An 8,884-nucleotide genomic window follows, 5' to 3' on the forward strand; every position below is an offset into this window, starting at 1 on the left:
CCCCCACGCTCCATCCCCACGGCGGGCCCGGTGCCAGCACAGGCGCCGGGCCCGTCGCGCTTTCTCCCACCCCAGGACGCCTTGACTTCCAAATTACGACGATAATATTACGACCGACATCAAAGGAGCCGCACATGACCGCCAGCTACATCGTCGACGCCGTCCGGACCCCGCGCGGGCGCGGGAAGATGGGCAAGGGAGCCCTGACGGGGCTGCACCCGCAGGAGCTGCTCGCGCAGACGCTCAACGCGCTCCAGCGGCGCGGCGGCTGGGATGCTCGCGAGGTGGGTGACGTCATCGCGGGGTGCGTGTCCCAGGTGAACGAGCAGGGCGCGAACATCGCTCGCAATGCCGTGCTGGCGGCGGGCTGGCCGCAGGGCGTGTCCGCCGTGTCGCTCAACCGCTTCTGCGGCTCCGGGCTCCAGGCGGTGAACTTCGGCGCGATGGGCGTGGCCTCCGGCGCCATGGACTTCGTGGTGACGGGCGGCGTGGAGAGCATGTCCCACCTGTCGCTGGGCGCGGACGGCGGCGGCCAGGACGGCGGCAACGTGCGGCTGCGCGAGCGCGTCTACCAGGTGCCCCAGGGCATCAGCGCGGACCTCATCGCGACGCTGGAGGGCATCACCCGCGAGGACGTGGACGCGTGGGCCCTGCGCTCGCAGCGTCAGGCGGCGCGCGCCATCGAGGAGAACCGCTTCGCCAGGTCCCTCTTCGCGGTGAAGGACCCGGCCACCGGCGCCGTGCTGCTGGAGCGCGACGAGTACCCGCGCCCGGACACCACCGCGCAGGGCCTGGCCGCGCTCAAGCCCGCGTTCATCGCCATGGGCGAGACGGCCGTGGGCCCGAGCGGCGAGACGCTGGACGGCATCGCGCTGTCCGCCTACCCGCAAGCGAAGCGCATCCAGCACGTGCACACCGCGGGCAACTCCAGCGGCATCGTGGACGGGGCCGCCGTGGTGGCGCTGGCGTCCGAGCGCTACGTGAAGGAGAAGGGCCTCAAGCCCCGCGCCCGCATCCGCGCCATGGCGACGCTGGGCACCGAGCCGCTCATCATGCTCACCGCCCCCGCTCCCGTGAGCGAGAAGGCCCTGCGCATGGCCGGCATGAAGGCGGGCGACATCGACCTGTGGGAGATCAACGAGGCCTTCGCCGCCGTGGTGCTCCAGACGACGCGCGCGCTGGGCATCGACCCGGAGCGGGTGAACGTCAACGGCGGCTCCATCGCGCTGGGCCACCCGCTGGGCGCCACCGGCGCGATGCTGCTCGGCACCGCGCTGGATGAGCTGGAGCGCACGAACAAGCAGACGGCGCTCATCACCATGTGCATCGGTGGCGGCCAGGGCATCGCCACCATCATCGAGCGCGTGTAGCGCTCAGCGCTCCCGCAGGACCCGCACCATCGCGTTGAGGCGCTCGCGGATGTCCGCGATGCGCCCGGGCTCCTGGGCCTCCAGCGCCAGCCGGAACGCGGCGATGGCGGACGCCAGCTCCTCGCGCGGCAGGCCGGTGAGCTGGACGAACAGCGCATCCGCCCGCGCGAGCGCGGTGGTGTTGGGCAGGGCGTCGCGCGGGTGCAGCTTGAGCGCCGCCATCCGCTGGCGCGCCTCCTCAATCTGCGCCGGCGTGAGGCGGCCGGGGCGCTGCTGGATGACGAAGGCCTCCTTGCGGCCGGTGGCCACCACCGTCACCTCCACCTCCAGGATGCCGTTGAGGTCGTAGGTGAAGCGCACGTCCACGGCCTGCTCGCTCGCGGGCGCGGGCGGCAGTCCCTGGAAGCGGTACTCGCCCAGCTTGACGTTGTCTTCGCAGCGGGCGTGTTCGCCCTGGTAGATCTCCAGCTGGATCTCCCGCTGGAAGTCGCTGCTCGTGTAGTAGCGCTCCACGCGGCTGGTGGGGATGACGGTGCCTCGCTCCAGGATGGGGCTGAAGACGCCGGTGACGTGCTGCCGCCCTGCCTGCGCCAGCGTGGCGACGCCCATGGTGAAGGGGGCCACGTCGGTGACGACCAGGTCCTCCACCGCGCGGTCGCCGCCCTTCATCGCGGCCTGCACCGCGGCGCCCAGCGCCACGGCCTCGTCCGGCGGCAGCTTGCGCAAGGGCAGCCGGCCGAACAGCTCCGCGCTCATCGCCGCCACGCAGGGCATGCGGGTGGAGCCGCCCACCAGCAGCACCTCGTCCACGTCCTTCGCCTGGAGCGACGCGTCCTGGAGCGCCTGACGGATGGGGCCGCGCATGCGCTCCAGCACGGACGCCCACGCCTGCTCCGCGTCGTCGCGGGTGAGCTCCAGGTCCACCGTCAGCCGGCGGCCCTTGTCCAGCGGCAGCTCCGGCAGCACCACCCGCGTGCGCTCGGAGGCGGACAGCCGGCGCTTGGCGGCCTCGCAGGCCTCGCGCAGGCGGGACCACGCGGCGGCGTGCTCCTCCAGGTCCACGTCCTGCTTCATGCGGACCTCGCGTGCCACGTGACGCGCCAGCGCGGTGTCGAAGTCCTCGCCGCCCAGCCGCGCGTCTCCGGCGGAGGACTGGATTTCGATGACGCCTTCGATGATCTCCAGCACCGTCACGTCGAAGGTGCCGCCGCCCAGGTCGAGCACCGCCACGCGCATCTCCCGGTCGCGCTCGTGGAGGCCATAGGCCAGCGCCGCGGCGGTGGGCTCGTTGATGATGCGCTCGACCTTCAGGCCCGCGATGGCGCCCGCGTCGCGGGTGGCCTGCCGCTGGAGGTCTCCGAAGTAGGCGGGCACCGTCACCACCGCCTCCTCGATGGTCACGCCCAGCGCCGCCTCCGCGTCCCGCTTCAGCGCACCGAGCACCAGCGCGGACAGCTCCTGCGGCGAAAAGCTCCGGCCGCCGATGACGCGCTGACGGTCCGTGCCCATGTCGCGCTTGAAGGCCGCCGCGCCGGAGGCCGGGTCCAGGACCGAGTGGGCCTTCGCCGCCGCGCCCACCAGCACCTCGCCCGCGGCGTTGATGCTGACCGCGCTGGGCGTGAGGATTTCGCCCAGGGCGTTGGGCAGCACGGTGGGCCGGCCATCGCGCAGCACCGCCACCAGCGAGTACGTCGTCCCCAGGTCGATGCCCAGGATGGGCTTTGTGCCTGAACCACCGCTCATCGTCTCACCTCTGGCATATCCGTCCCAGCGCCTGCTCGAACGCCGTGAAGGCCTCGTCCATCTTGCGCTGGCGGTCCCGCAGCGTCGGGTCGTCCTTCGCGCCGAAGACGGCGAGCTGGTTCTCCAGCCGCGTCCTCAGCGCGATGCGCTCGTCGTACAGCGCCTTGCAGTCGCCCTGGTCCCCCAGCTTCACCACCGACTGGAGGTAGTTGCACCCCTTGCTGCGGTCCAGGATGGAGAACTGGACGCAGAGCCCGAACGCAGCCTGCCGGGCGGCCTCCACGCGCTCCTGTCCGGGCACGCGGCTTCCCACATCGGGACGGGAGCGGAGGTTCTGGACGACCAGGGCCACGACGAGCAGCGCCACCACCCCCAGCACTCCCAGCGCCACCTTGAAGCCCCGGGACGCGCCCTTCGGGCCCCAGGGGTCCGCCACGGGCTCAGGAGCCGCGCTCGCCGCTTTCGGCGCGGGCAGGCTTGGGGCCTGTGCGGCAGGCGATGCATCCCCCGCCTTGGGCGAGGGGCCGGTCTCCTTCCTCCGGCGCTCGCCACGCCGGTCCTTCCTGGCCTCGGGCGGCGCGGGGCGGTCCAGCGCGAGGTACAGGAGCGGCGCGTGCTGACGGAGCAGGTGGACCGCGTCCGTGGCCTCTTCGGGACGCACCTTCGCCAGCGCCAGGAACGCGGCCCGCGCGCGCTCCACGTGCCCGTCGAGCACGACCTTCGCGAGGGTCCTGCGCAGCGTGCCGCTGAAGGTGTCCGGCAGCGCGTTCAGCTCCAGCACCAGCGGCCAGAGCGGGGCCACTTCCTCGGAGGCGAAGGCATCCGACAGCCCCTCCGCCTTCACCCAGGCCACGTACCGCTGCGCCAGCTCGCGCGCCGGACCGGGGAGGACATTCAGGTGCAACAGCAACACGAACTGCACGAACCAGCCGGGGGGCGGGGGCGGCTCCTCGGGGTTGTTCCCCATCCGCTCGAAGGCGGCCTGCCCCACCTTCCACGCGTGCGCCACCTCGTCGAGCTCCAGCAGCCGGTTCGCCACCATCCACAGGAACCGGTGCGGCGCCGAGCGGCCCAGCAGCGAAATCTCCGCGTCCTCCAGCGCGCGGGGAAAGCGCTGCGCCAGCTCCGCGAGGAAGCCCAGGTGCCCCTGCCGGTACGCGTCGCGGTACGCGGCCAGCGCCTCCGGGACGCGGTCCGCGGCGAGCAGGGCCTCCACCAGCCATTGCCGGGGCTCCACTTCATCCTGCAGGGCCTCCACCGCCCGGCGCGCCACGTCCACCGGCGCCTCCGGAGGGGCATCTGGCGGCAGCGCCCGGAACTCCGCGCGGAAGCGCTCCAGCGAAGCCGGCGTGGCGGCGACAGGAGACGTGGGCCCGGATTCGGGCGCCGGCTTCGCGGCCTCCTCCAACGGCGCCGCCTGGGTGCGAGGGGCCTCGCGTCCCTCGCGGCGCGCGAGCACCGTCTCATAGGCCTCACGCAGGCGCGCGAAGCCCTCCGGGTCCGTCTCCGGCTTGCGCGTCTTCAACTTGCGCAGATACGCGCGGCGGATGACGTCGCCACCGGGGTCGGCTTCCACGTCCAACTCCCGGAGCGCTTCCTGGAAGTCCATACGGACGCCGACGATAGCGTGCGCGGGCGCCTACCGCACCCGGCTCACTTCCGCCCCCTGGCAGACGTTCCCCAACGCCTGCTCGAAGGCCGTGAAGTCCTCGTTCGTCGGGCGCTGGCGTTCCTGGGACGCAGGGAGGCTGCTCCCACGGAAGGGAGCGAACGGATGCCCCAACTGCTGCCTCAGCGCGAGGAACTCCGCGTCCATCGGCGTGCAGTCGCCCCTCTCCCTCCGCGCCACCAGCGCCCGGAGGCCGACGCAGAACGGGTGGTGGCCCGTGCCACGGAACTGCTCGCAGAGCACCTGCCCCTGTCGCTGGGCAGAGGCCATCCACTGCTCTTGCTCGCTCGGCCCCTCCGAGCGCATGCGGAGGATGGGGACGCTCACGGCCACCGCGAGCAGCGCCACGACGACCACCACCCCCATCGCCACCTTGAAGTTCCGGTAGGCTTTTTCAGTCTCCTCCTTCGAGAGAGCAACGGGGCCCGGAAGGCGCTCCGGTGAGGGTCCGGTGTTCCCCACCCTGGGCAGCATCGGAGCGCCCAACAACTGATTCAGCTTCGGGGCATGCTGGCGCAGCGCATGGATCGCGTCCACGGCCCCCTGGGGCAGGTTCCTCTCCAGTTCCCGGAGCGTGAACCGCGCTCCCTCCAGGTCCTGGTCGAGCACGAGCCTCACGAGGCTCCTGCGCAGCGAGCCGTTGAACGTGTCCGGCAGGGCTCCCAGCTCCAGCACCAGCGGCCAGACGGCGCTCACGTCTCCGGACTCGAAGGCGTGCGACCTGCCTTCGCGCTCCATCCACGCCACGTAGCGTCGCACCAACTCCCGCGCCAGGCCGGGGCGGTTGTTGAGGTGCATCAGCAACGCGAAGTTCACGAACCAGGGGTGGGGTGGAGGCGGCTCCGTCGGGGCCGAGCCCGTCCGCTCGAAGGCGACCCGCGCCACCTTCCACGCGCGCTCCACGTCATGGAAGTCCAGCAGCTGGTCCGCCAACCGCCAGAGGAAGCGGTGCGGAGCGTCGCGTCCCAGCAGCGCGATCTCCGCGTCCTCCAGCGCGCGGGGAAAGCGCTGCGCCAGCTCCAACAGGAACCCGGCATGGCCCTGCCGGTACGCGTCGCGGCACGCCGCCAGGGCCTCCTTGTCGCGGTTCGCACGGAGCAGCGCCGCCACCAGCCATCGCCGGGGCTCGGCCGCATCCTGCACGGCCTCCACCGCGCGGCGCGCCAGGTCCACCAGCACTTCCGGAGGCGCATCCGGAGGGAGCGCCCAGAACTCCGCGCGGAAGCGCGTCAGTGCATCCTGGATCGGCGCCACCGTGGCGGACGCAGCTCCAGGCTGGGGATGCTGCTGCGTGGCCTGGGTCCAGGGTGCCGCCTGGGTGCGCGGCCCCTCGCGTCCCTCACGGCGCGCGAGCACGGTTTCATACGCTGCGCGCAGGCGGGCGAAGCCCTCCGGATCCGTCTCCGGCTTGCGCGTCTTCAACTTGCGCAGGTACGTGCGGCGGACCGTGTCGTCCCCGGGGTCCGCGTCCACGCCCAGCTCGCGGAGTGCCTCGTCGAAGTCCATGCGGGCCGCACGATAGCGTGCGCGCAACCACCGCACAGCGGGGCCCCCCGGGCACCCGCGCGGACCGTGTGGATGAGGTCCGGGCGAGCGTCATCGCCTCCCATCACTCAGGGCGTGGGCGACACCTGGTACGGCACCACGCGGTAGCCTGCGTTACCGGTGCACAGCTGTCCCTGGCCGTTGAGGCCCCACGCCCACACCGTGCCGTCCGACTGGAGCGCCAGCGTGTGCGAGCCGCCCGGCCCGCGCACGGTCGACATGTCACTCCCCCTGCAAGGAATTGGAACGGGACAGGCTCGCCATGACAGGCAAGTCTGTCCCATTCCAAACGCAAGGGTTTGTCACGTCCCCCAATGCCTTACGGCTGGTACTTCCACGCCGCCGTGACCGCCGGTTGGAAGCAGTGCACATGGGCCTTGGTGGCGGCAGGAATCTCCTGCACGACGCCGGCCCCGTAGCCCTGCGTGCGGCACCACTGGCTCACCTCCAGGCGCGACCCCGGAGCGGTGTAGTCGCCCAGGTTGGACACCGGCCCCAGCACGGACTTCTCCACGTCCGTCTGGAGCCCGGAGTTGAAGCAGCCCACCCACGGCCGGGACGTCACCTCGAACACCTGCCCCGTCGTCCAGCCCTGGCCGTTGCAGAAGCGGTGCGCGGCGGCGGCGCAGTGGGTGCTCGTCACGCCGCGCTCGTCGGTGCAGCCCGCGTGGATGCGCGACAACTCCTCGAACGTCACCGCCACGCTCTCATGCTGGATGGGGGCGCACGCCACCGTCAGGTCCGTGGCGGTGGACGACACCGGCACGCCCGCCAGCGAGATGGGCGGCCGGTTGCTGACCAATTGCATGAGGGTGTTCCAGGTGTTGGACGTGTTCGCCAGCGCATCGCTCGCGCCCCGCTGCGCGCACACGCGGTGCATCGCGGACAGGCACGCCGCCGAGCCCAGGGCGCTGGTGCCCGTGCACGCGGGCGCCTGGGCGCTCATCACGAACTGGCCCGCGGAGGGCGTGTGCTGGATGGCCTCCTCGCGGCAGTTGGCGCCGTGCGCGGTCATGCAGATGCTCCGGTTGGAGCGCGCGTGCGAGAAGATGCGCACCTCGTCGATGGCGCCCCGGAACGAGCCCTCGCCATTGGCCGGGCAGCGCTGCGTGTCCAGGTTCGAGCCCGCGCCGAGGTAGAGCGTCCCCGTGCCCAGCCGGGCCGTTCCCGGCGCGACGGGCAGCGCGCGGTTGGTGGGCACGCCGTTGAGGTATTCGGTGAAGGCGCCGGTGGTGCCGTCCCACGTATAGGCCAGGTGGCTCCACTGCCCCACGGGCAGCACGGGGCTTCCGCCCAGCCGCACACGCTGGCCGTTGACGACCAGGGAGAACTGCACCTGGTTGCTGGCCTCGTAGATGACGTCCAGCCCGCCCGCCTTCTGCAGGAGGTAGCGGTAGGGATTGCCGGTGGTGCATCCCTGCTGGATGTCCGCGTCCGGCCGCACCGCGAACTCCACCGACAGGCCGCGCACGAACGCGCCCACGCCGGGCACCGTGCCGGAGGGGTCCGCCAGGTTGACCGAGAGCGCGCCGCCGCCGGGCAGCACCAGCGCCTTGCCCTTGCCGTGCGGCTGCCACAGCGAGTCCGGTGACGAGCGCGTCAGCGCATTGCCCGGCGAGATGGACGCGCTGCCCACCAGCGTGCCGGTGAAGAAGCGGCCGGACAGGTCCGGCGTGCGCGTCAGGTCATACGCGCCCGCGCGGGTGACCAGCTCGTTCATGGGCAGGAAGAGCAGGTGGAAGGGGTCCATCAGCTCGCCCAGGTCCACCTCGTTGTAGTCGGACGTGTTGCTGCCGAAGAGGGCCAGCACGTCGTGCGTCTTGGTGACGGGCAGATAGTGCGCGGCGTTGCTCTGTCCGGGCGGGAAGCTCTGCGATGGCAGGCGCTCCTGCTCGAAGTTCCACATGGGCCCCGAATAGAAGAGGTGCGCGATGTCCATGCGGTCCGTGTTGATGGCCCCATCGATGTGGTACGCGGTCCAGTTCGTGTCCGCGCCCACCAGGCTCACCGCCTCGCGCCGTGCGCCGTCCGTGTACGTGACGGCGATGTAGAGGAGGTTGCGGCCCTCGTGGTCCACCCACGCGTAGGCGCCGCGCACCAGCGCGCCGGAGGTCGTGTCGCCGAAGTCCTCGCCCGTGGCCGCCTTCAGCCGCTTCCACGACAGCGGGTAGCGCTTCACGCCCGCGTTCGTGTCGTTGAACATCATCGACAGCGGACGCGGGTTGCTCCAGCCCGAGGCCGCGCACGGCGTGGGGTTGTACGCGTACATCATGTGGTCGATGGCGCCATTGTTCGCGGGCCCACCCTGCCAGATGAGCAGCCGGCCGTCGGACGTCATCGTCGGCTCGATGCCGCGAATCGTGGCGCCGGTGACGGTGCGCAGCGTCTCCAGCGGGCCGGTGCTGAACGACGCAACCTCCGCGGACGTCGTGAAGGGCTGGGACACGCGGATGTCCGTCGTGCGCCGCCGGAAGACGTTGTCGCCGTTGAACATCATCGAGTCGAAGATGAACGGCTGGTACACGGCGACGCCGCTCGACAGCGCGTAGGGCTGGGC

General features: G+C 71.7%; 6 protein-coding genes. 1 reads left to right on the plus strand and 5 read right to left on the minus strand.

The annotated features are described in order from the left end of the window. Positions 1–134: 134 nt before the first annotated feature. Entirely contained in the window at positions 135–1,370 is a 1,236-nt protein-coding gene (locus tag D7X55_RS29980; RefSeq protein ID WP_120547741.1) for an acetyl-CoA C-acetyltransferase, read from the plus strand. 3 nt (positions 1,371–1,373) lie between these two features. On the opposite strand, the gene D7X55_RS29985 is transcribed toward D7X55_RS29980, so the two are convergent. The 5 genes from D7X55_RS29985 to D7X55_RS30005 all read right to left on the minus strand — a co-directional run. Then, entirely contained in the window at positions 1,374–3,113 is a 1,740-nt protein-coding gene (locus tag D7X55_RS29985; RefSeq protein ID WP_121724856.1) for an Hsp70 family protein, read from the minus strand. A 4-nt stretch (positions 3,114–3,117) separates the two neighbouring features. Continuing rightward, entirely contained in the window at positions 3,118–4,689 is a 1,572-nt protein-coding gene (locus tag D7X55_RS29990) for a hypothetical protein (protein ID WP_147470264.1), read from the minus strand. Between the two features lie 63 nt (positions 4,690–4,752). Then, on the minus strand, positions 4,753–6,288 hold the full coding sequence (locus D7X55_RS29995) for a hypothetical protein (protein WP_121724858.1): 1,536 nt from the start codon (positions 6,286–6,288) through the stop codon (positions 4,753–4,755). Positions 6,289–6,395: 107 nt separating this feature from the next. Continuing rightward, positions 6,396–6,548: an RCC1 domain-containing protein gene (locus D7X55_RS30000; RefSeq protein ID WP_233610154.1), complete on the minus strand. Its 153-nt coding sequence runs from the start codon at positions 6,546–6,548 to the stop codon at positions 6,396–6,398. Positions 6,549–6,646: 98 nt separating this feature from the next. Beyond that, positions 6,647–8,884 (minus strand): LamG domain-containing protein (locus D7X55_RS30005; protein ID WP_147470265.1); only part of this gene is annotated, 2,238 nt, incomplete at its 5' end.

It is taken from the genome of Corallococcus sp. AB049A, assembly GCF_003668885.1.
GTDB classification, from domain to species: domain Bacteria; phylum Myxococcota; class Myxococcia; order Myxococcales; family Myxococcaceae; genus Corallococcus; species Corallococcus interemptor.

Coding starts and splice junctions, on each gene's coding strand:
- D7X55_RS29980 (WP_120547741.1), top strand. CDS start 135: ATGACCGCCAGCTACATCGTCGACGCCGTCCGGACCCCGCGCGGGCGC.
- D7X55_RS29985 (WP_121724856.1), bottom strand. CDS start 3,113: ATGAGCGGTGGTTCAGGCACAAAGCCCATCCTGGGCATCGACCTGGGG.
- D7X55_RS29995 (WP_121724858.1), bottom strand. CDS start 6,288: ATGGACTTCGACGAGGCACTCCGCGAGCTGGGCGTGGACGCGGACCCC.
- D7X55_RS30000 (WP_233610154.1), bottom strand. CDS start 6,548: ATGTCGACCGTGCGCGGGCCGGGCGGCTCGCACACGCTGGCGCTCCAG.